Origin of the sequence: Streptococcus constellatus (assembly GCF_902167705.1) — a bacterium.
Lineage (GTDB): Bacteria > Bacillota > Bacilli > Lactobacillales > Streptococcaceae > Streptococcus > Streptococcus constellatus_A.
Genome location: NZ_CABHMZ010000015.1, coordinates 21578 through 45152, shown reverse-complemented (window position 1 = coordinate 45152; position 23575 = coordinate 21578). Strand labels below are relative to the sequence as shown.

18 protein-coding genes and 1 pseudogene are annotated in these 23575 nt (G+C 40.3%); 16 read left to right on the top strand and 3 right to left on the bottom strand.

The genetic code is table 11. The features are described from left to right. The first annotated feature begins 137 nt into the window (after positions 1 to 137). Both FQ204_RS04425 and FQ204_RS04420 read left to right on the top strand, forming a co-directional pair. A complete protein-coding gene (locus FQ204_RS04425) occupies positions 138 to 452 on the top strand; it encodes a PTS cellobiose transporter subunit IIB (RefSeq protein ID WP_144209108.1) in 315 nt (104 codons plus the stop codon). Between the two features lie 10 nt (positions 453 to 462). Then, a complete protein-coding gene (locus FQ204_RS04420) occupies positions 463 to 783 on the top strand; it encodes a PTS cellobiose transporter subunit IIA (RefSeq protein WP_021002019.1) in 321 nt (106 codons plus the stop codon). A gap of 132 nt (positions 784 to 915) precedes the next feature. Here the strand turns inward: FQ204_RS04420 and FQ204_RS04415 are convergent, their stop codons facing one another. Beyond that, a complete protein-coding gene (locus FQ204_RS04415) occupies positions 916 to 2313 on the bottom strand; it encodes a glycoside hydrolase family 1 protein (RefSeq protein WP_144209105.1) in 1398 nt (465 codons plus the stop codon). A 142-nt stretch (positions 2314 to 2455) separates the two neighbouring features. On the opposite strand from FQ204_RS04415, the pseudogene celB reads away from it, so the two are divergent. The 9 genes and pseudogenes from celB to recG all read left to right on the top strand — a co-directional run bounded on the left by celB (position 2456) and on the right by recG (position 14951). After that, positions 2456 to 3725: pseudogene (celB, locus tag FQ204_RS04410) on the top strand (PTS cellobiose transporter subunit IIC). Positions 3726 to 3758: 33 nt separating this feature from the next. Continuing rightward, entirely contained in the window at positions 3759 to 4484 is a 726-nt protein-coding gene (locus FQ204_RS04405) for a GntR family transcriptional regulator (protein WP_144209102.1), read from the top strand. Positions 4485 to 4514: 30 nt separating this feature from the next. Beyond that, positions 4515 to 5459 (top strand): mannose-6-phosphate isomerase, class I, encoded by a 945-nt coding sequence (gene manA, locus FQ204_RS04400; RefSeq protein ID WP_144209099.1) that lies wholly within the window; start codon positions 4515 to 4517, stop codon positions 5457 to 5459. A gap of 264 nt (positions 5460 to 5723) precedes the next feature. Beyond that, on the top strand, positions 5724 to 7571 hold the full coding sequence (locus FQ204_RS04395) for an APC family permease (protein ID WP_144209096.1): 1848 nt from the start codon (positions 5724 to 5726) through the stop codon (positions 7569 to 7571). A gap of 127 nt (positions 7572 to 7698) precedes the next feature. Beyond that, positions 7699 to 10218: a preprotein translocase subunit SecA gene (gene secA / locus FQ204_RS04390; RefSeq protein WP_144209093.1), complete on the top strand. Its 2520-nt coding sequence runs from the start codon at positions 7699 to 7701 to the stop codon at positions 10216 to 10218. Positions 10219 to 10240: 22 nt separating this feature from the next. Next, positions 10241 to 11281, top strand: coding sequence for a 3-deoxy-7-phosphoheptulonate synthase (locus FQ204_RS04385; RefSeq protein WP_144209090.1), 1041 nt, complete (start codon positions 10241 to 10243; stop codon positions 11279 to 11281). A gap of 108 nt (positions 11282 to 11389) precedes the next feature. After that, positions 11390 to 11770 carry a holo-ACP synthase gene (gene acpS, locus FQ204_RS04380; RefSeq protein ID WP_144209087.1) on the top strand — a complete coding sequence of 127 codons (381 nt, stop codon included), beginning with the start codon at positions 11390 to 11392 and terminating at the stop codon, positions 11768 to 11770. Further along, positions 11742 to 12848 (top strand): alanine racemase, encoded by a 1107-nt coding sequence (gene alr, locus FQ204_RS04375; RefSeq protein WP_186286695.1) that lies wholly within the window; start codon positions 11742 to 11744, stop codon positions 12846 to 12848. Before acpS ends, alr begins: the two co-directional genes overlap by 29 nt. A 102-nt stretch (positions 12849 to 12950) precedes the next feature. Next, complete coding sequence (gene recG / locus FQ204_RS04370; RefSeq protein WP_144209084.1) at positions 12951 to 14951, top strand: ATP-dependent DNA helicase RecG; 2001 nt, start codon at positions 12951 to 12953, stop codon at positions 14949 to 14951. A 489-nt stretch (positions 14952 to 15440) separates the two neighbouring features. Here recG and FQ204_RS04365 read toward each other — a convergent pair whose 3' ends face one another. Beyond that, a complete protein-coding gene (locus tag FQ204_RS04365; protein ID WP_144209081.1) occupies positions 15441 to 16403 on the bottom strand; it encodes an asparaginase in 963 nt (320 codons plus the stop codon). A gap of 64 nt (positions 16404 to 16467) precedes the next feature. Here FQ204_RS04365 and FQ204_RS04360 point away from each other — a divergent pair, with 64 nt between their 5' ends. After that, a complete protein-coding gene (locus tag FQ204_RS04360) occupies positions 16468 to 17856 on the top strand; it encodes a Cof-type HAD-IIB family hydrolase (RefSeq protein ID WP_144209078.1) in 1389 nt (462 codons plus the stop codon). A 44-nt stretch (positions 17857 to 17900) separates the two neighbouring features. Here FQ204_RS04360 and FQ204_RS04355 read toward each other — a convergent pair whose 3' ends face one another. Further along, positions 17901 to 18353, bottom strand: a complete 453-nt coding sequence (locus FQ204_RS04355; protein WP_144209075.1) for a universal stress protein — start codon at positions 18351 to 18353, stop codon at positions 17901 to 17903. A 151-nt stretch (positions 18354 to 18504) separates the two neighbouring features. Between FQ204_RS04355 and FQ204_RS04350 the strand changes: the two genes are divergently transcribed. From FQ204_RS04350 to aspS, 4 genes are all read left to right on the top strand, one after another. Beyond that, positions 18505 to 19719, top strand: coding sequence for a pyridoxal phosphate-dependent aminotransferase (locus FQ204_RS04350; protein WP_144209072.1), 1215 nt, complete (start codon positions 18505 to 18507; stop codon positions 19717 to 19719). A 240-nt stretch (positions 19720 to 19959) separates the two neighbouring features. Beyond that, positions 19960 to 20748: a GTP-sensing pleiotropic transcriptional regulator CodY gene (gene codY / locus FQ204_RS04345; RefSeq protein ID WP_144209069.1), complete on the top strand. Its 789-nt coding sequence runs from the start codon at positions 19960 to 19962 to the stop codon at positions 20746 to 20748. Beyond that, positions 20748 to 21323 carry a cysteine hydrolase family protein gene (locus FQ204_RS04340; RefSeq protein ID WP_144209067.1) on the top strand — a complete coding sequence of 192 codons (576 nt, stop codon included), beginning with the start codon at positions 20748 to 20750 and terminating at the stop codon, positions 21321 to 21323. The genes codY and FQ204_RS04340 overlap by 1 nt, the downstream gene beginning before the upstream one ends. A 509-nt stretch (positions 21324 to 21832) precedes the next feature. Beyond that, positions 21833 to 23572, top strand: coding sequence for an aspartate--tRNA ligase (aspS, locus tag FQ204_RS04335; RefSeq protein WP_144209065.1), 1740 nt, complete (start codon positions 21833 to 21835; stop codon positions 23570 to 23572). Positions 23573 to 23575: the final 3 nt, after the last annotated feature.

Sequence of the window (23575 nt, the reverse complement as noted above, 5' to 3'; positions counted from 1 at the left end):
TTAGATTTCTGATAAAAGTATAATCTTTATATGAAAAAGACTAGACATTTTACGGAGATTGTGTTATACTAATATCAATGATAGGTCATTCGTTAATTAAAATTTACCTCATATACAATATTTTAAGGAGAATTTTCATGGCAAAAGCGTTAATTATCTGTGCGGCAGGAATGTCTTCCTCTCTTATGGCAAAAAAGACAACTGAATACCTTCAAGGTCAAGGACAAGATATTACCGTTGAAGCAATTGGAGCAACAGAAGGAAATAAAGTGATTGAATCTGCAGCGTTTGATCTTTATTTAATTAGTCCTCAAACAAGGATGTATTTCAAACAATTTGCTGACCTCGGTGAAAAAGTTGGACGTCCAATTGTTCAAATACCGCCTCAAGCCTACGTTCCAATCCCAACAGGAGTCGCAGCCTTAGCCAAAGTGGTAACGGACAATCTATAAAGAGGGTTTTATGAATACAGAAGAATTACAAGTAGCAGCATTTGAAATCATTCTTCATAGTGGAACGGCGCGTGCAACAGTACACGAAGCATTTGCAGCGATGCGTCTTGGTCACTACGATGAAGCCTCTCAAAAATTGGAAGCTGCGAATACAGAGTTGGTTGAAGCGCATCACGCACAAACGAAATTGTTGCAAGATTATGCAAGTGGTGTTGAGATTAAGATCGAGATTATCATGGTTCATGCACAAGACCATTTGATGACAACGATGACATTACGTGAAGTGGCGTTAGAGATGTTGGAATTATATAAAAAGCTAGAAGAAAAATAATTTATTTATAAACCTCCTAAGAATAAACTTATAGCATTGTGCGAACTAGTTACATGTTATAGGTTTATTTTTTGTTTTTCAGTTAACTTAAACTCCCCAAGGGTTCCGATATCTTGGGGAGTTTTGCTAAATCTAATCTTCAAAACCATTTTTGTCAGATAGCTCTTTGAAGAAATAACCTGATTTTTTAATCGTTCGTTTGCCTTTCTTATCAAGGTCAACGGCAATGAGACCATAGCGATTTTTATAGGCATTGCACCAAGACCAATTGTCCATACAGGTCCAGAGATGATAACCAAGGCAGTTAGCTCCTTCTTCAATTGCTTGATGAAGGTAACGGAGATGATCTTTGATAAAGTCAATACGGTAATCGTCCTCGATTTGACCATTGGCATTGATATAGCGCTCCTCACCTTTAACGCCCATCCCGTTTTCTGAGACATAGCAAGGAATGTTACCGTAGTTATCACGAACGTTAATCATAATATCGTAAATCCCTTTTTCATAGATTTCCCAACCGCGATAAGGGTTCATTTTTTTATTCGGCATATCGTAGTAGTCAAAGAAATCATCTGGCATAGGATTCTGTGGGTCTTTGTCAGCAGGATTTTCTTTTGCTTTAACCCGACGTGGCTGGTAATAATTGACACCAAGTAAATCAATGGTATTTTCTTTAATGGTCTGCAAATCCTCACTTGTGTGTTCTGGCACCATGTCTAATCCCTTGATAAGAGCGATTAAATCAGCAGGATATTCGCCCTTAATAGCAGGATCTAGGAAAGAGCGGTTAAAGAAAGCATCCGCAATTTGAGCAGCTTTGACATCTTCGGGATTGTTTTCATCACGCGGATAGCTTGGAGTTAAGTTAAGAATGATTCCGATTTTTCCGTCTTGGCTTTCATGATAGGCTTTGACAACTAAGCTGCTTGCTAGCATTTCGTGAAAAGCCACTTGAACAGCGTGTTTCATATTGACTTCGTTGGGATAATGGAAGTTATAAAGGTAGCCACCTTCAACAGGGACAATTGGCTCGTTATGGGTAAACCAATATTTGACACGGTCGCCAAATAACTCAAAGCAGGTTGTTGCGAAATTTACATAAGCATCAACCGTTTCCCGATTGAGCCAACCGCCTTTTTCTTGCAGTGCCATTGGCATGTCAAAATGATACAAGTTGATAAATGGTTCAATACCATTTGCAATCAGTTCATCGATGAATGAGTTGTAAAAATCAACAGCTTTTGGATTAACAGCACCAACGCCTTCAGGGATTAGGCGACTCCATTGGATAGAAGTACGGAAAGAATTATGCCCTGTTGCTTTCATCAATTGCACATCTTCTTTGTAATACTGATAATTGTAGGAAGCTTTATCCGGTCCAATGTGATTGAAGAATTTTTCGGGTTCTTTGCTGTACCAATAGTCCCAGATATTCTCTCCTTTTCCATCGCCTTCAAATCGGCCTTCTGTTTGCGGACCGCTGGAAGCAGTTCCCCAGAAAAATCCCTTTGGAAATGTTAGAAATGTCATATATTTTCTCCTTTAAAAAATTCTCTATAATACAATTCTATACTTTTTAGAAAAAAAGTCAATCTTTTATACAAAAAGTATAGACATTTAATAAAAAATATAGTATAGTTAGAGTATCAAAAAAGAAAAAGAGGGAAGATTGATGAACAAGTTTCTAGATCAAATCGGTGATAAGTTGTTGCCATTGGCAAACAAAATCGCTTCCAATCGTTATTTGGCTGTTTTACGGGATGCTTTTATGCTCTCCTTTCCATTAACGATGTTTGGCTCAATCGTAGTAGTATTTAACAATTTGCCATTTTTTAATGATGCAACGAAAGCAACTTTATCTAATCTGTTTGGTAGCGGTCAAAGTGCAACAATGTCTATTATGACAGTATTTGTAACGTTTGGTATTGGCTATTATTTATCAAAATCTTATGATGTAGAGGGAATCTTTGGAGGAGCTGTTTCCTTTTCTAGTTTTCTTCTCTTGACACCTTTTTATACCATGTCAGAAAAAGGTGAAACAATTTCAGGCGTCTTGAGTTTAGACCGTTTAGGGGCAAAAGGGATGTTCCTTGGCATGCTGGTTGCATTTTTAGCAGCGGAAATCTACTGCCGTGCAACGAAAAAAAGGTTGGCAGATTAAAATGCCAGACAGCGTTCCGCCTGCAGTAGCCAAGTCGTTTGCGGCTCTGATTCCTGCTGTATTGACCCTGTCAGTATTCTTGTTTGTCAATGCTGGCTTGACAGGATTTTTCAATGCCAATCTTCATGATATTATTTATAAGGTTGTTCAAACACCATTGGTTGGTTTGGGAAGCAGTATCTGGGCAACTTTAGTTGCAATCTTCTTTGTTCAATTTTTATGGTTCTTTGGACTTCATGGACAAATTCTTGTTAATTCTGTGATGGACCCGATTTGGAATACATTGATGTTGGACAATTTAGAAGCTTATCAAGCAGGAAAACATTTACCCCATATTATTTCTAAACCATTTATGGAAACATTTACTGTTGGCTTGGGTGGGTCTGGTATGACCTTGGCTGTGGTAATTATTATGGCCTTTGTTCTGAAAAAGACAATGTATAAAGATGTTGGCCGACTTGCGCTTGGTGCAGGAATCTTTAATGTCAATGAACCCGTGATTTTGGGGCTTCCGATCGTTTTAAATGCAACTATTTTGATTCCATGGGTTTTAGCACCGATTGTTGTAACAGCTTTTAACTATATTGTGATGGCAGTAGGGCTTGTGCCAGCGCCGACAGGAGTATCCGTTCCTTGGACAGTTCCGGTCTTCTTTAGTGGAATGCTGGCAACCAATTCCATTTTAGGAGGTATTCTTCAGTTGGTGGATATGGTGATTGTTGGATTTATCTGGTATCCATTCCTTCGTATGCTGGACAAACAACCTGATTCTGTATTATAATGAGATGAAAGACAGATTTGCAGGAGCTATCTTATGCCTAAATACGAAGAAATCGCCAATATACTTCGAGATAGAATTGCAAGTGGAGTCTACCCAGTAGACTCCATGTTGCCTATTCAGTCCGAATTATCAAAAGAATTTGGCGTCAGCCGAATGACCATCAAAAAGGCCGTTGAGATTTTAACCATTGAAGGACTCATTTTTTCTAAACAAGGAAATGGAACGAGAGTGTTAAATTCCTCCTTTTGGGATAAAGAAGATTCAAAATTTCGCTTGAATAACTACAATGGCTTGAGTCAAGATTTAAAAAATGATGAGCGAAAATTAACGAGCCAGATTATTCAATTTGCAGTTGAATTTCCAGAAGCTGAGATTGCAGAGCGCCTGCAAGTGGAAGTAACGGCACCGGTTTATAAAATTATACGATTGCGTCTGCTTGATGAGCAACCTTATGTGTTGGAACACACCTATATGCCGTGTGACTTGGTGCCAGGATTGGATGAGAGCATTTTGCTTCAGTCTATCTATGCTTATTTATGGGATGAATTAAACTTAAAATTTGCTGGAAGTTACCGCCATATCACAGCTGAAAAGCCAGATGAATATGATAAAACGTATTTAGACTGTCAAAATGACGATCCGATTTTGCAGGTGGAGCAAGTTGTTTATCTGGAAACTGGACGTCCAATTGAGTATTCGAAAAGCCGCAATCGCTTTGACACGAGAGGCTATTCCCTTTTAGATGTTAAAAATATTTAAGTCATTTGTGCAATATTAAAGGAGGAAATGATGTCAGAACCATTATTTTTACAATCTGTTATGCAGGAAAAAATCTGGGGTGGAACGAAATTACGAGATGAATTTGGCTATGAAATTCCCAGTAACAAAGTAGGTGAATACTGGGCGATTTCGGCTCACCCACATGGTGTATCAACGATTAAAAATGGCCGTTTTGCTGGCATGGGTTTGGATCAGCTCTATGCAGAACACCGAGAGTTGTTTGGTAACAGCAGTGAGCCTGTTTTTCCGCTTTTAACCAAAATCTTGGATGCCAATGATTGGCTCAGTGTTCAGGTTCACCCAGATGATCGTTATGCTATGGAGCACGAAGGAGAATTAGGAAAAACGGAGTGCTGGTATGTGATTGCTGCGGATGAAGGAGCAGAAATCATCTATGGACACAATGCCAAGTCGCGAGAAGAGTTGCGCCAGCAGATTGAAAAGAAAGAATGGGACAAGCTATTAACCAAGGTGCCAGTCAAGGCTGGAGATTTCTTCTATGTTCCAAGCGGTACTATGCATGCGATTGGCTCAGGTATTTTGATTTTAGAAACGCAACAGTCTAGCGACACCACCTATCGTGTCTACGACTTTGACCGAAAAGATGCTAAAGGCAATCTGCGCGAGCTGCATTTAGAAAAGTCCATTGATGTGCTCAATATCGGTGCTCCAGCCAATAGCCGCCCAGTTACGGTGAAAGCAGATGATTTGACGTCGACGCTTCTAGTAGCTAGTGATTTCTTTGCCGTTTACAAATGGGAAGTGTCGGGAAAAGTGAATATTGAGAAAACAGCTGCTTATTCACTTGTAAGTGTGTTGGCAGGGCAAGGTGTGCTAACTGTAGATGGAGAAAAGTATCCAATCGCAAAAGGAGATCATTTCATCTTACCAAGCGACGTGAAAGCGTGGACTTTTGAAGGGCAAGACCTTGAAATGATTGTTAGTCATCCATAATATCTTTTATATAGAAAATCAGAGGTTAGGGAAAAGTCCGTAACCTCTTTAAAATTATAAGTCTAAAGCATCATGATGCAGTGGTTCATTAGTTTGTCTATTTTTTTACAGATGATTTCTAAGCAATGATTACAGTCTATTTTGCTCTCTTATTCATGCAGAAATTATCAGTTATATTAAAAAATGATGTCATTTTCAGAAAATATTGATAGTATTTCAGAAAAGCGTTATAATGGCTGATATTGAAAAATTTAGGAGAAAAAGATGTTTTCCAAGTTGAAGAATATTTTTATTGGTCGACCTTTGAAATCAAGCGACGAGGGAGAAGAAGGAAACTTATTAACAAAACTGCAAGCCTTGGCTATGCTGTCAAGCGATGCTCTGTCTTCGATTGCCTATGGTCCTGAACAAGTTGTTTTGGTTTTGGTATCTGTATCAGCGGGTGCAATTTGGTGGTCGTTACCAATTGGGATTGTGGTGTTGATTTTGCTGGCTAGTTTAACCATTTCATATCGTCAGGTGATTCATGCTTACCCACAAGGCGGTGGGGCTTATATGGTTACAACGGAAAATCTATCCCCTAAAGCTGGTTTGATTTCAGGTGGCAGCCTGCTGGTTGACTATATGTTGACGGTAGCGGTATCTGTTTCTTCTGGAGCGGATGCGATTACGTCAGCAATTCCTGCTTTGCATCCGTACAATTTGCACATTTCGATTGTTTTAGTGTTGGCTTTAATGTTAATGAACTTACGCGGATTGCGAGAATCTGCAGTTTCTCTGATGATACCAGTTTATTTGTTCATCGCAAGTACCGTTTTCTTGATTGGCTTTGGTTTATTGCAATTATTACTGGGGAATTTATCCTACCATGCTACAGCTCCGATTGGGAAATCTATTTCAGGTGTCAGCTTAGTGCTTCTGTTGCGCGCCTTCACAAGTGGTTCAGCTTCTTTGACAGGTGTGGAAGCTGTTTCAAATTCTGTACCATTTTTCAAAACACCAAAAGCTGAAAATGCAGCGAAAACATTGGCAATTATGGCAGCCATTTTAGGTTTCATGTTTGCTGGTATTACTTTTTTAAACTACTGGATTGGCATCGTTCCGGCAAAAGGTGTTACAACGCTCGCTCAAATGGCGCAAGCTATTTTGGGAAATTCACCTATTGGGCAGCTTCTCTTTTATATTTTCCAACTGTCAACAGCTCTCATCCTTGCTGTAGCGGCTAATACAGGCTTTTCGGCCTTTCCTATGTTATCCTACAATATGGCAAAAAATAAATATATGCCACATATGTATATGGAAAAAGGAGCACGCCTTGGTTATTCAAATGGGATTCTGACTTTAGCTATCGGTGCTATTCTTCTCTTGTTGATTTTCAATGGGAATACTGAGCGGCTCATTCCGCTTTATACTATTGGTGTATTTGTGCCTTTTGCTCTTTCTCAAACGGGAATGGTTGTGCATTGGCGCAAGCAACATGGGAAACATTTCTTAAAATATTCGGTAGCGAATATTTTGGGTGCTGCTATTTGTTACACCATTGTAGCGATTTTGCTGCTTTTCCGTTTGCGAGATATTTGGCCGTTCTTCCCGATTATTATTGTTTTACTTTGGATTTTCTTAACAATTAAAAATCATTATAACAACGTTGCTAAACAACTGCGCTTGAATGAAGAAATTGAACGCGTGGACTATGCAGGAAATCTGGTTTTGGTTCTTGTTGGGAATGTCACACGTGTTAGCGTCGGTGCGATGAATTATGCCCGTAGTATTGGTGATGAAGTGATTGCTATGCACGTATCTACCAAAGAAACACAAGAAAAAGATGAAGAAGTAGCCAGTGAATTTAAACAATATTTTCCAGATATTCAATTCACAAATGTCCAAACGAGCTACCGCAATATTATCAAACCAACTGTGCAATATGTGACAAAAATCGCTCGTGGTGCGCAGAAGAAAGGTTATACCGTGACGGTGCTGGTACCGCAATTTATCCCAAATAATAGCTGGCAAAATATGCTGCACAATCAAATGAGCTTGAAGCTGAAATATTTCCTCAGATGGCATGAAAATGTCGTTGTAGCCAGTTATTCTTATCACTTAAAAGAGTAAGAACATAAAACGGCAGTTTTGAATGGAACTGCCGTTTTTATCCTTTTATTTTCTTGAAAGATATAGTGAAAAATGCTATAATGAAAAGAACATTTTAAAATAAGAATTATTACAAGTAAGGAAAGAAATGGCGAATATTTTAAGAACAATTATTGAAAATGATAAAGGTGAATTAAGAAAATTAGAAAAAATGGCAAAGAAAGTCATGGCGTATGAAGATGAAATGGCTGCTTTGTCAGATGAAGCTTTGAAAGCAAAGACGGATGAATTTAAGCAACGGTATCAAAATGGCGAGTCATTAGATGACTTGCTTTATGAGGCTTTTGCGGTTGTTCGTGAAGGTGCAAAGCGCGTGTTAGGACTCTTCCCTTACCCCGTACAGATTATGGGAGGGATTGTCTTACACCATGGAGATGTGCCAGAAATGCGTACAGGGGAAGGAAAAACCCTGACAGCGACCATGCCGGTTTATCTGAATGCTTTATCTGGTGAAGGTGTACACGTTGTCACAGTAAATGAATACCTGACAGAGCGTGACGCAACTGAAATGGGAGAACTGTACTCTTGGTTGGGTCTCTCTGTTGGAATTAACCTTGCTGCAAAGTCATCCGAAGAGAAAAAAGAAGCCTACGATTGCGATATTACATATTCAACGAATGCAGAGATTGGTTTTGACTATTTGCGTGACAATATGGTAGTGCGTGCTGAAAACATGGTGCAACGTCCACTGAACTATGCTTTGGTCGATGAGGTAGACTCCATTTTGATTGACGAAGCTCGTACGCCTTTGATTGTCTCAGGACCAACTTCTTCTGATACGAACCAGCTTTATCACATGGCAGATAGCTTTGTGAAATCACTAAACAAAGATGATTACATTATTGATGTTCAGTCTAAAACCATTGGACTTTCTGATTCAGGGATTGATAAAGCAGAAAGCTACTTCAAGCTTGAAAATTTGTATGATATTGAAAATGTAGCACTCACACACTTTGTTGACAATGCTCTTCGTGCAAATTATATTATGCTTTTGGACATTGACTATGTGGTTAGTGAAGAACAAGAAATTTTGATTGTGGACCAATTTACAGGTCGTACAATGGAAGGTCGTCGCTATTCAGATGGACTTCACCAAGCTATTGAAGCCAAAGAAGGTGTGCCGATTCAAGATGAAACGAAGACTTCGGCTTCTATCACTTACCAAAATCTATTCCGTATGTATAAGAAGTTGTCAGGTATGACAGGGACAGCCAAGACAGAGGAAGAAGAATTCCGCGAAACCTATAATATTCGAGTTATTCCGATTCCGACAAATCGTCCGGTGGCTCGTATCGATCATCCAGACCTTCTTTATCCAAGTATCGAATCGAAATTTAAAGCAGTCGTTCAAGATGTGAAAGCTCGTCATGAAAAAGGACAACCTGTGCTTGTAGGGACGGTCGCAGTTGAAACAAGTGATTATATTTCTAAGAAACTAGTAGAAGCTGGCGTGCCGCATGAAGTATTGAATGCGAAGAATCACTATAAAGAAGCGCAAATCATCATGAATGCTGGTCAACGTGGCGCTGTAACGATTGCAACCAATATGGCTGGGCGTGGTACAGATATTAAGCTGGGTGAAGGTGTTCGTGAGCTTGGTGGACTTTGTGTTATTGGTACAGAACGACATGAAAGTCGTCGGATTGATAATCAGCTTCGTGGTCGTTCAGGTCGTCAAGGAGATCCTGGTGAGTCACAATTCTATCTGTCACTCGAAGATGAGCTCATGCGTCGTTTTGGTTCAGAACGGATCAAAGCAGTTATGGAACGTTTCAAAATGAGTGAAGAAGAGTCGGTCATTAAGTCCAAAATGTTCACTCGTCAAGTGGAAGGGGCGCAAAAACGTGTTGAGGGGAATAACTACGATACACGTAAACAAGTCCTTCAATACGATGATGTTATGCGTGAGCAACGCGAGATTATCTATGCACAACGTTATGATGTCATTACGGCTGATCGTGATTTGGCACCAGAAATTCATGCTATGATGAAGCGGACGATCAATCGTTTTGTAGATGGCAACAGTCGCGCAGAACAAGATGAAAAGTTAGAAGCAATTGTTAATTTTGTAAAATATAATCTTGTACCAGAAGATTCTATTGAAATCTCAGATTTAGAAGGTTTGTCTGATGAAGACATCAAGGCTGACTTATACAAACGTGCCTTGGAAGTTTATGATAGTCAAGTAGCAAAACTTCGCGATGAAGAGTCCGTCAGAGAATTCCAAAAAGTTCTAATTTTGCGCGTTGTAGATAATAAATGGACAGATCACATTGATGCCTTGGATCAGCTTCGGAATGCTGTAGGACTTCGAGGTTATGCACAAAATAATCCAGTCGTTGAATACCAATCAGAAAGTTTCCGCATGTTTAATGATATGATTGGTTCTATCGAGTTTGATGTGACACGTCTGATGATGAAAGCTCAAATTCACGAGCAAGAACGTCCACGTACGGAACACCACATCAGTACAACAGCAACACGCAATATTGCAGCACAAAAATCAGGCTTACCGAGCGATATTGATTTGACAAAAGTGAAGCGCAATGACTTGTGTCCATGTGGTTCAGGGAAGAAATTCAAAAATTGTCACGGACGCCACAGATAAGTAGTGTAAAGAGAGGGAGATTATGACATTTACAGCAACTAGTCAGCCAATTGACGTAGCAAAAGTTCGCAATCTATCGAAATTAGAGGGAGAAGCTTTAGCCAGAAAAGAAGCACGAGATCGTGAGTTAAACGCGATTATTCGTGGAGAAGATGACCGAATTTTATTGGTCATCGGTCCGTGTTCTTCTGACAATGAAGCGGCTGTCCTAGAATATGCAAAGCGCTTATCTGCCCTCCAAGAAGAGGTAAAAGACCGTATTTTCATGGTGATGCGTGTTTATACGGCAAAACCTCGAACCAATGGTGATGGCTATAAAGGCTTGATTCATCAGCCAAATGCCAAAGCTGCACCCAGCTTAATCAATGGCATTAAAGCAGTTCGCAATTTGCACTATCGTGTTATTACTGAAACAGGGATGACGACAGCTGATGAAATGCTGTATCCAGAAAATCTTCCGTTAGTAGATGATTTGATTTCTTATATGGCTGTTGGGGCGCGTTCTGTGGAAGAACAGCAACACCGTTTTGTCGCTAGTGGGGCTGATGTTGCGACCGGTTTGAAAAATCCTACGTCTGGCAATCTCAATGTCATGTTTAATGGGATTTACGCAGCACAAAACAAGCAAAGTTTCTTGTTTGCTGGTAAGGAAGTGGAGACTTCAGGAAATTCTTTGGCACATGCCATTCTGCGTGGCGGGCTTGATGAATATGGAAAGAACATTCCAAATTATTACTACGATAATTTACTAGATACGATTGACCAATATGAAAAAATGGGCTTGGAAAATCCTTTTATCATCATCGATACCAATCATGATAATTCTGGTAAACAGTATTTAGAGCAGGTGCGGATTGTCCGTCAAACCCTAATCAATCGTGACTGGAATGACAAAATCAAAAAAGTTGTACGTGGCTTTATGATCGAGTCTTACTTAGAAGACGGTCGTCAAAATGAGCCTGAAGTGTTTGGGAAATCCATTACAGACCCTTGTTTGGGTTGGGATAATACAGTCAGACTAGTCAAGGAAATTTATACTACCCTATCTAAAAATGAAAAATAAAAAAGATGGGCAGTGGAACTGTAAAATCTGATGGTATCAACGCATTAAAGTTTATTTTAGAAAGTAACCGAGTCTGGAACACGTTTGTCCCAGCCTCTTTTTAAAAAGATGATTAAAGGACATGGTATTGATATAGAGGAAATTTCCTCTATTCAAAAAGTTTACGAAAAAAATGCTCGCTTTGCCAAGAAAGTTTTGACAGCTGCAGAATTTGCGCGGTTTGAGGAACTCTCTGGCAAGCGAAAAATAGAATATTTGGCGGGGCGTTGGTCTGCTAAAGAGGCTTTTTCTAAAGCGTGGGGGACTGGTATCGGTTGTGTCACTTTTCAGGATTTAGAAATTTTAAACAATGAAAAGGGAGCGCCTATTTTTACCAAGTCGCCTTTTTCTGGCAAGGTCTGGGTGTCGCTCAGCCATGCAGGTAATATTGTTACAGCTAGTGTTATTTTGGAGGAACATCATGAAAACGAGTCATCATCGACCTACTAAGGCAGTTATTGATTTGACTGCGATTGCTTTTAATATTAAGCAAATTGCTACCCACATTCCAAACAATGTGGAAAAATGGGCTGTGGTCAAGGCGGACGCCTATGGTCACGGTGCAGTTGCTGTTACGCGATATATTGAGCCAATTGTGGATGGCTTTTGTGTTTCCAATATTGATGAAGCTGTAGAGTTACGTGATGCCGGCATTACGAAAAAAATTTTAGTATTAGGAGTGTCAGCTATCCAGTCTGTTTCGTTGGCAATTAAATACAAGATTACTTATACGGTTGCTAGTTTAGAATGGATTGATTTGCTCTTGCAGTCAAATATAGATGTAGCTGGTTTGGTTGTTCACATAAAAATTGATTCTGGAATGGGGCGGATTGGTTTTCGAGATAGTCAAGACGCTCAAGAAGCCATTCATCGTTTGGAAAAAGCAGGTGCTCAGGTAGAAGGCATCTTCACTCATTTTGCAACAGCTGATGAAGTAGATACGCATAAATTTGACGCACAGTTGGCACGTTTTGAAGAAATTTTAGGGCAATTAGAAACCGTTCCACCGATTGTTCACGCTAGTAATTCTGCAACGACTCTTTGGCACGCAGATGCCGTGATGAATGCGGTGCGTCTGGGAGATATTATCTATGGTCTCAATCCTAGCGGTCGTACCTTGCAGCTTCCTTATGAAATGAAGTCGGCTCTTTCTCTAGTTTCAGAATTGGTTCATGTCAAGCAATTAGAAGCAGGGGCAGATGTGGGATACGGAGCTACTTATACAAGTGAAAATTCGCAGTATATTGGAACGATTCCACTGGGATATGCGGACGGTTGGACGCGAGATATGCAAGGCTTTAATGTTTTGATTGACGGACAGGCTTGTCCCATTGTTGGGCGAGTGTCTATGGATCAGATTACCGTTCGTTTACCTCAGTCTTACTCTATTGGAACACCAGTTGTCCTTATTGGTGAAAGTGGCAAAGAGGTTATTTCTGCAACAGATGTAGCAGAAAAACGAGGAACAATTAACTACGAGGTGGTTTGCTTGATTAGTGACCGTGTGCCTAGAATTTATAAAGATTAATTGAAATTAAAAGCAGTTGGAAAATCCTAGAAAGCTATTTTTAGCATGGTTGCTCCAATCTGCTTTTACAAACTCTTGAGCAACAGAACTGAAAGAGGAATTATGAATTTACACCAACCTTTAACGGTTCTGCCGGGTGTGGGACCGAAATCTGCTGAAAAATTTACTAAGCTGGGAATTGAAAGTCTGCAAGATTTGCTGCTTTATTTTCCATTTCGCTATGAAGATTTTAAAAGTAAGAATGTGCTAGAATTGGAAGATGGCGAAAAGGCAGTTATCTCAGGGGTGGTGGTCACGCCAGCAAATGTCCAGTACTATGGCTACAAGCGCAATCGCCTGCGTTTTACCATAAAGCAGGACGAAGTGGTACTTGCAGTCAACTTCTTTAATCAACCCTATCTAGCAGACAAGGTGGAAGTTGGTTCAACCATTGCAATTTTTGGCAAATGGGATAAGGCTAAGGCTAGTTTGACCGGGATGAAAATTCTAGCGCAAGTAGAAGATGATTTGCAGCCAGTCTATCGGGTGGCTCAAGGGATTAGTCAAGCTAGTTTGGTGAAGGTCATTAAGACAGCTTTCGACCAAGGATTAGAATTACTGCTAGAAGAAAATCTGCCTCAAGTTCTGCTGGAGCGCTATCAATTAGTGGAGCGAAGTCAGGCTGTGCGAGCAATGCATTTCCCAAAAAACTTAACAGAGTACAAACAAGCTTTGCGTCGGGTCAAGTTTGAAGAACTTTTTTACTTTCAAATGCAATTACAGGTCTTAAAGAGCGAAAGCAAGAATGCAAGTCAAGGACTAGCCATTCCGTGGCGGAGTGATTTATTAGAAAAGAAGCTGGCCTTACTACCTTTTGAGCTGACAGTTGCCCAGAAGCGAAGTCTAGATGAAATTCTACAGGATATGCAAGCACCCACTCACATGAATCGACTGTTGCAAGGAGATGTCGGAAGCGGAAAGACGGTGGTTGCAGGCCTAGCTATGTACGCTACTTATACAGCTGGTTTGCAGTCTGCTCTCATGGTACCAACGGAAATCTTGGCAGAGCAGCATTTTGATAGTTTGAGCCAACTTTTTCCTGAACTGCAGATAATTCTGTTGACAGGAGGAATGAAGCTCGCAGAACGCAGACAGGCATTAGAAACTATTGAGACTGGTCAGGTGGATATGATTGTCGGCACTCATGCTTTGATTCAAGAAAGTGTGACATATCATCAGCTCGGTCTGGTGATTATTGACGAACAGCACCGCTTTGGAGTGGGGCAGAGGCGAATTCTGCGAGAAAAAGGAAATAATCCTGATGTGCTTATGATGACTGCAACGCCCATTCCTAGAACACTTGCTATTACTGCTTTTGGCGATATGGATGTGTCAATTATTGATCAAATGCCAGCAGGACGTAAGCCAATAATCACCCGTTGGGTCAAGCACGAGCAGCTGGAAGTGGTTCTGGATTGGTTGAGGAAAGAGTTGCAACGAGGCGCTCAGGTCTATGTCATCTCTCCTTTGATTGAGGAGTCAGAAGCGCTGGATCTGAAAAACGCGATTGCTTTGGAAGAGGAATTGAAGGCGTATTTCGGTGACAAGGCTCATGTAGCCCTACTACATGGTAAAATGAAGAGCGATGAAAAAGATATCATTATGCAGGATTTTAAGGACGGGAAAACGGACATTCTGGTTTCCACGACGGTTATTGAAGTCGGGGTCAATGTGCCCAATGCTACGGTCATGCTAATCATGGATGCGGACCGATTTGGACTCAGTCAGCTTCATCAGTTACGTGGCCGAGTAGGGCGTGGGAATAAGCAGTCTTATGCTGTTCTCGTGGCTAATCCCAAGACGGAATCTGGCAAGAAACGCATGAAAATCATGACGGAAACGACTGATGGTTTTGTCTTAGCTGAGGAAGATTTGAAAATGCGTGGTTCTGGTGAAATCTTTGGCACTCGTCAGTCTGGCTTGCCGGAATTTCAGGTGGCGGATATTGTAGAGGATTATCCGATTTTAGAAGAGGCCAGAAAAGTTGCCAGTCAAATTGTGTCCATTCCTGATTGGAAGATGAATGCAGACTGGCATATTGTAGCGCTTCATTTGGAAAAATAGGATTATTTGGACTGATTTTAGTTTATCATCATATATAAAACAAAAAGAAGCTTAGACAAAAGTTCTCAGCTTCTATTAGATTTAGTAATAAACGAATAACGCAGTAGGTGATTGGACTCTTCATTCGCTTTTCAAGCTTGGAAGAGTACCTAATCACCCTTGCGGGGGTGGGACTACGAACTAAAAATTTTCGATTTTTAGTTCTGTCCCACTCCCTTTTTAAATTAAGTTTTCTGAAAGAAATCTATAAGCCTGCTTTAAGTTTTTCGGGCTATACTAAATTCATCAAAAAGAAAGAGGTAAGTCCAATGACAGTAAACATTAAAGTACATTATAACAAAACATTCAAAAAATCAGGAAAGGAATCAGAAATGTATGGCAAATAACTAAAAAATAAAAGAGCTAAAAAACTTTTTTTCATAAATCTCCTAAACATAAAATATCCTAAGAAGCTTCGAATCACTCGAGGCTTTTTATCTATGTAAGAACCTAGCCTTCCATGTAGTCTTTTAATTCTTGCCCTTGAAGTCCAGCATTCAGGGCGATTAGTAGCTTGATACGAGCTTTAGGAGCATTCAGTTCTTTCACAAACAGGATTCCCGCTTCATGAAGCGTCACGCCACCTCCTTCATAAGCATAAACTGGTTCTGCAATGCCATTGAAGCAACGGGATACAAGTGCAATTGGAAGACCGGAAGCAGTCATGTGGCTGAGCTTTTGGGCAACTTCTTGTGGCAGATTTCCAGCACCAAAGGCTTCAACGATGAGACCGTCTATCTTTTCCAAGTCTAGCATATCAAGCAGTTCAGTTTTTATTCCAGCATAAGCTGGAATAATCGGTACTAACCCAGAAAGTTTATCTAAATGAAAACGCACGCGTGGTTCAGCTGTTTTGAAATAGAGAATTTCTTGTTTCATAATCAGTCCGAGTGGTCCATGAGTTGGTGTTTGAAAAGTGCTGACATTGGTCGTATGCGTTTTTGTCACGTATTTGGCAGCATGGACTTCATCATTCATAACCACCAGAACGCCTTTTCCGCGTGCTTTGTCATCACTTGCTACACGAAGTGCAGATAAGTAATTGTAAACTCCGTCACTTCCTAGTTCGTTGGAGCTTCGCATGGCACCGGTCAAGACAACAGGAATATCTGGAAGTTCCATGGTATCCAAAAAATAAGCTGTTTCTTCCAGAGTGTCCGTTCCATGAGTAATGACAACCCCGTCAAAATGCTTCCCGTCTGTCTTGATTTTTTGATACAATTGCAACATGTGCTGTGGTGTCATGTGAGGGCTAGGAATATTGAAAACATCCAGAGCCGTCACTTGAATGCTTTCTAAAGAAACTGTGACATGGTTCATGGGATTGTGTTCGTTTGTGACGACTTTTCCAGTAGTGTCCGCCTGCATGGAAATAGTGCCGCCAGTATGTAAAACTAAAATTCTTTTGGTCATAAGTGAGCTTCTCCTGAATCTATGCTATAATTATTGTATCATAAAAGAAAGAGATGAGAAATGAATGGAAATCAAAGCAGTCTTTTTTGATATTGACGGGACGTTAGTAAATGATAGTCGGACGGTCTTGAAATCCACAGAACAAGCGATTCATAGTTTAAAACAGCAAGGTATTTTAGTTGGTTTAGCGACAGGAAGAGGTCCCTTTTTTGTCCAATCTTTTATGGAACAATTGAATTTGGATTTTGCAGTGACCTATAATGGACAATATATTTTTTCAAAAGATAAAGTCATTTCCGCTAAGCCAATTGATAAAACTAGCTTGCGTCACCTGATTCAGTATGCTCGCCAGCATAAAATAGAAATCTCGTTTGGAACAAAATCAGGAGTGGTTGGCTCAAAAATCATGAGTTTTGGCATGAGCAAGTTTTCTCAATGGACCAGTCGTTTTGTTCCGAAAAAGATGACACACTTGGTCAATAAAAGTTTCAATAATGTAATCAGCAAGGCGCTTCCCCAACAACAGAATGATTTGTTTAAATCTATTCAAGAGCCGATTTACCAAGTATTGATGTTGGCAACACCGAAAGAAACACAAACTATTGAAGCAGACTTTCCTAATTTGAAATTTACTCGTAGCAGTCCTTTTGCGGCAGACATTATCAATCAGGGCATGTCAAAGTTGGAAGGGATTAAGCTGGTCGGAAAAGAATACGGCTTTGACATCAATCAAGTCATGGCTTTTGGTGATTCTGATAATGATGTTGAGATGTTAGCGGGAGTTGGCATGTCTATTGCCATGGGAAATGGAACCAGCCGAGTGAAAGAAGTTGCAAAACATACAACCAGCAGCAATAGTCAGGACGGGATTCATAAGGCTTTGGAACATTTTGGCATTTTGGCCAGTGAAAAAGTCTTTACCAGTAGCGATCATCACTTTAATAAGGTCAAAGAATTTCATGGAACAATGGACGAAAGTACCCAAGAGGAGCCAATTTTGTGGACAACAGAAGGTGCTCGTCACCGTGCAGGCTTCAAGGTAGAAGAATTAGTGGAATTTTTGCGGGCGGCCAGTCCTTCAGAAGAAATTTTCAATCAGTCTGTTCAATCTTTGCATGAAGCAATAGATAAGGCTGCCAAAAAAGCTCAAAAGAAGAGCAAAGCAGAGATGTCTCTCGTTGGTCAAGTAGATGCACTGATTGATATGTTGTATTTTACCTATGGCAGTTTTGTGTTAATGGGAGTGGATCCCGAACGCTTATTTGAAATTGTACATCAAGCGAATATGGGAAAACTCTTCCCAGATGGCAAAGCGCATTTTGATCCTATCACTCATAAAATCTTAAAACCAGATGATTGGGAAGAAAATTATGCACCAGAGCCAGCTATTAAAAAAGAACTTGAACGTCAAATTCAAGCTTATCAACGAAATCGCACGAAAAACGAAGAATAAAAAGAAGAGAGCTTGGTCTGTGCCAATCTCTCTTTAACTTTGCATTATAATGTTTTTTCTTTATCACGGACAACAAGCAAGTCAACTTTTGCGTGACGCAAGATGTATTCAGATGAAGAACCGACTAGTAACCGTTCAAATGCGTTGAGCCCAGTAGCACCGACCATGATGAGATCAACTTTTTGTTCTTCTGGAATATCTGTGGCAAGAAGGGTTTTCGGATTTCCCATTTCAACAATTGTGACAACATTTACCACGCCGGCTTCTTTGGCTTTTTCAGCATATTGATCCATGAGTTTCTTTGCGTCTTCTTGCAATTCTTCATAGACTTCTGCATCAAATGTAGAAACGCTTTGCAATGCACGTGTATCAATAACATGTGCTATTGTTAAACGCGAATTATTTCTCAGCGCCACATTTACGCCTTTTTCAAAAGCAAGCTCAGCTTCATGAGAACCGTCGACAGCAACCATAATGTTTTGATATCTTTGTAGCATAGGAATACCTCCATTCTTTCTTTAGTTATATTGTAACCCTTTACATGAAAAAAGTAAAGTATTTTCATGCAGACTTTACAAGAAGTTTTTTAGATTTTTTAGAAAAATTGCGTTATAATAAATTGACTCTTTTGAAATGAGGAAAAGTTCGATGAAAGAATTTAACAAGTCCAGTAAGTTGGAACATGTGGCTTATGATATCCGAGGCCCTGTCTTAGAAGAAGCCATGCGAATGCGCGCAAATGGCGAGAAAATCCTCCGTTTGAATACAGGAAATCCTGCCGAATTTGGTTTTACAGCGCCAGATGAGGTGATTCATGACTTGATTATGAATGCGCGTGATAGCGAGGGCTATTCGGACTCAAAAGGGATTTTTTCTGCTCGGAAAGCTATTATGCAATATTGTCAGCTGAAGAATATTCCAAATGTTGATATTGATGATGTTTATCTTGGAAATGGAGTCAGTGAGCTGATTATCATGTCTATGCAAGGTTTGCTGGATAATGGTGATGAAGTGCTGGTGCCGATGCCTGATTATCCACTCTGGACGGCAGCGGTCAGTTTAGCTGGGGGAAATGCGGTTCATTATCTTTGTGATGAAGCGGCAGATTGGTATCCAGATATTGATGACATTAAATCAAAAATTACCTCTAATACAAAGGCTATTGTCGTTATCAATCCAAACAATCCGACAGGAGCTTTGTATCCTAAGGCAGTGTTAGAAGAACTTGTTGAAGTTGCGCGACAAAACAATTTGATTATTTTTGCAGATGAGATTTATGACCGTTTAGTGATGGATGGTGAGAAGCATACAGCTATCGCCAGTTTGGCTCCTGACCTCTTTTGTGTCAGCATGAACGGCTTGTCTAAATCACACCGTATCGCGGGTTTTCGTGTAGGGTGGATGGTGTTATCTGGCCCTAAATACCATGTGAAAGATTATATTGAAGGGCTGAATATGCTATCCAATATGCGTTTGTGCTCAAACGTTTTATCTCAGCATGTGGTACAAACGTCGCTTGGCGGATACCAATCAGTCGATGAATTGTTGCTTCCTGGTGGTCGTATTTATGAGCAACGGAATTTTATTTACAAGGCTATCAATGAAATTCCAGGCTTGTCAGCAACCAAACCTAAAGCAGGGCTTTACATTTTTCCTAAAATTGACAGGGAAATGTATCGAGTGGACGATGATGAGCAGTTCGTGCTTGATTTCTTAAAGCAAGAAAAGATTTTACTGGTACATGGGCGAGGTTTTAACTGGAAAGATCCAGATCATTTTCGTATCGTTTATCTACCTCGTGTAGATGAATTAGCGCAGATCCAAGAGAAAATGACTCGTTTCTTAAGGCAATATCGGAGATAATAGAAAGCGAGACAGAGTCGCACAATCGCTGACGCGTTCATCTACTGCGTCAGCAATTTATTACACAGTATGCTATGAAGCTGGAGACTTTCGTCCCAGCTTTTTGTGCTAATATGGAGGAGTGAGAAGGCTAGCCAAGCTAATTGCGCACAATTGTATCTCAATAAACAATTTTCAGATAATTGTTGAAGATTAAAGCGCTTTATGGTATAATCAATAAGATTATATGCGAGGTAAATTATGGCAAACTTATTAGCAAAAACACGAAAAATTACATCTATTTTGCGTCGTTCAGATGAGCGATTACAGGATGAATTACCTTACAATGCAATTACCCAGCAGTTGGCTGAAATTATGGATTGCAATGCCTGCATTGTAAACAGTAAAGGGCGTCTTTTGGGGTATTTCATGCGCTACAAGACGAATAATGACCGAGTGGAAGCATTTTATCAAACGAGAATCTTCCCAGAAGAATATGTTTGCACAGCGAATTTAATGTACGACACAGAAGCCAATCTTCCTGTCAATCATGATTTGTCAATTTTTCCTGTCGAAACCAAAGATGAATTTCCAGATGGCTTGACGACGATTTCGCCTATTCATGTTTCAGGGATTCGCTTAGGAACTTTGATTGTTTGGCGCAATGACAAAGAATTTGATGATGATGATTTGATCTTGGTTGAAATTGCAAGTACAGTGGTTGGTATTCAGTTGCTCAACTTCCAACGAGAAGAAGATGAAAAAAATATTCGCCGCAGAACAGCTGTAACCATGGCTGTGAATACTCTGTCTTATTCAGAATTACGAGCTGTTTCAGCTATTTTGGGTGAGTTAAATGGCAATGAAGGTCAGTTGACAGCTTCGGTCATTGCGGATCGTATTGGAATTACTCGCTCAGTGATTGTCAATGCTCTACGCAAACTAGAGAGTGCAGGCATTATTGAAAGTCGTTCTCTAGGAATGAAAGGAACCTATCTTAAAGTCCTTATTCCCGATGTCTTTGAAGAGATTAAAAAGAGAGATTACTGATGACAAAAGCATTGATTTCGATTGATTATACGGTGGATTTTGTAGCGGATGATGGGAAATTAACAGCAGGTGCGCCGGCTCAGGCGATTTCTGAAACCATTGCACAGGTGACAAAGGCTGCTTTTGATCGAGGAGATTATATCTTTTTTGCAATTGATGCCCATGATGAAGGGGATATTTTTCACCCAGAGAGTAAACTTTTTCCGCCACACAATATCAAGGGAACTAGTGGACGTAACCTTTATGGACCGTTGGCGGATTTCTATCAGGAGTATAAAGCAGATGCTCGCGTCTTTTGGATGGACAAACGACATTATTCTGCTTTTTCAGGAACAGATTTGGATATTCGCCTGCGAGAAAGAAAAGTAGACACGGTGATTCTGACAGGTGTCCTGACGGATATTTGTGTTCTCCATACAGCTATTGATGCCTATAATTTAGGATATCAAATTGAGGTGGTAGAGTCGGCTGTGGCTTCTCTTTCAGAAGAAAATCATAAATTTGCTCTAAACCACTTGCAAAATGTTTTAGGTTCGACTATAATAGATAACAATTTAAAAGTAAAAAAGCAGTAGAGTAGGCTTGTTGACTTGAACAGAGAGTGCTGAAAGCTGAGAGCAGCACCAAGGAAGCAAAATCCGAAGAACATACTGTCAATGATAAAATGGTTTTTCTATGCTATTTATGGTAAAGGATGATGTTGTCTAAAACTATTATATCGTTGTAAAAAATTTGTGTGAATCAAAGCACAAACGTCTGCTCACGTTACGAGCTAGAGGTTGCAATGCAACGAATAACAGTGGTACCACGGCTTTCGTCTGTTTATACAGACGAAAGCCGTTTTTCCATAGCTCTTAATGCTTTAGCGTTTATAGCCGTGGACATAGATTAGGCAGTAAGGTCGATGTTCCTTATAATTTTTAGTACTTAGAGGAGCGGATGCAATTTTTTCCGTTGGACAAAAGCTGTAAACAAAAAATGCTTCACACTTTTAGTATCTAGAGCTACGGACATAGATTTCTATAAGTAATTTGCGGCAAGTTGACGATTTAACTGAAAATGGATTTAGAAAGAGGCAGAAAACATGAAAGAAGTTTTTATTGGAAACTATGGTTTAGAACAGGTTGGTCAGAAAATGACAGCGACTGGGTGGGTTGCAAATATCCGAAATCATGGGAAATTGGCTTTTATAGAGCTACGAGATCGAGAAGGGCTGCTTCAAGTTTTTGTCGCAGGTGATAGCCCGGCTTTTGCGGAAATTGATCATCTACATAAGGAAGACGTGATCTCTGTTACGGGAGAAGTTGTCGAGCGAGAAAGTCGCTTTGTCAACAAAGCTATCAAGTCAGGGCAAGTCGAGCTACGAGCGGAGGCAATTCAAATCCTTGCAAGCAGTAAGCCTCTTCCTTTTGAACTTGATCAGCACGCCCATACAGGAGAAGAGTTGCGGCAGAAGTACCGCTATCTGGATTTGCGTCGGAGTAAGATGACAGAGAACCTCAAACTTCGTCACCAAGTAACCAGCACAATTCGTGACTACTTAAACGGTAAGGATTTTCTGGAAGTGGAGACACCTTATTTGACGAAATCCACACCAGAAGGAGCCAGAGATTTTTTGGTTCCTAGTCGAGTTTTTAAAAATCAATTTTATGCCTTACCTCAGAGTCCGCAAATGTTGAAGCAACTTTTAATGGGAGCTGGCTTGGAGCGTTATTATCAAATTGTTCGCTGCTTTCGGGATGAAGACCTACGGGGGGATCGTCAGCCAGAATTTACTCAGGTTGATATGGAAATGAGTTTTGCTAGTGAAGAAGACATTCGCATACTTGTTGAAGGCATGCTCAAAGCTGTTGTCAAGAAAACTCATGGTTTGGAGCTTACAGAAGCTTTTCAAACTATCAGTTATGAAGAAGCCATGAACCGTTTTGGTACAGATAAGCCAGATACTCGTTTTGGTTTGGAACTGAAAAATCTGACCGCTCTCTGTCAGGATAATTCCTCTCTTTTGCCGAAACAGGCTTTTGCTCGTCACGAAGAATTATGGGGCATTTGTGTTCCAAATGCTGCGGATTCTTTCACGAAGAAGCAGCTCAGTCATTTCTATCAGGAAATGAAAGAATTTGGAGCTAGCAGGTTTGCTAGTCTTAAGGTGGAAGCAGGTGAACTTCAAGGGGATTTGGCTTCGACTTTTGAAGCAGAAGCAGCTGCTTTCATAGACCGATTTGAAGCGCAAGACGGTGATTTGCTCTTACTGGTCATCGCCAAGAAAAGACAGGCTCAAGAAGCCTTGGGGCACTTGCGTTTAGAAGTGGCAAAACATCTTGATTTAATTGACCAGAACTTGCTAAACTTTCTCTGGGTGTTGGATTGGCCTTTGCTAGAGTGGAATGAGGAGCAAGGACGCTATCAGGCTATGCACCACCCATTCACCCAAGGAATTTTTGAAAATGGGCAAGAAGATTTAGCTTCCATCAAAAGTCATGCCTATGATATTGTCCTTAATGGCTATGAAATTGGGGGCGGTAGTTTACGGATTCATGATCGAAAGAGTCAAGAAGCCATGTTTGAACTCTTGGGTATGGAAAAAGAAGATTACGAGCGTGACTTTGGATTTTTCTTAGAAGCGCTTGATTATGGTTTTCCGCCGCATGGTGGTTTAGCGCTGGGCTTGGATCGACTGGTCATGATTTTAGCTGGTGAAGAAAATATTCGTCAGGTCATTGCCTTTCCTAAAAATGGAACTGGTTTTGATCCTATGCTAGAAAGCCCTAGCCAAGTAGATGCGAGTCAAGTGAAAGAACTTCATTTGGAATTGAAGAACTAAGCC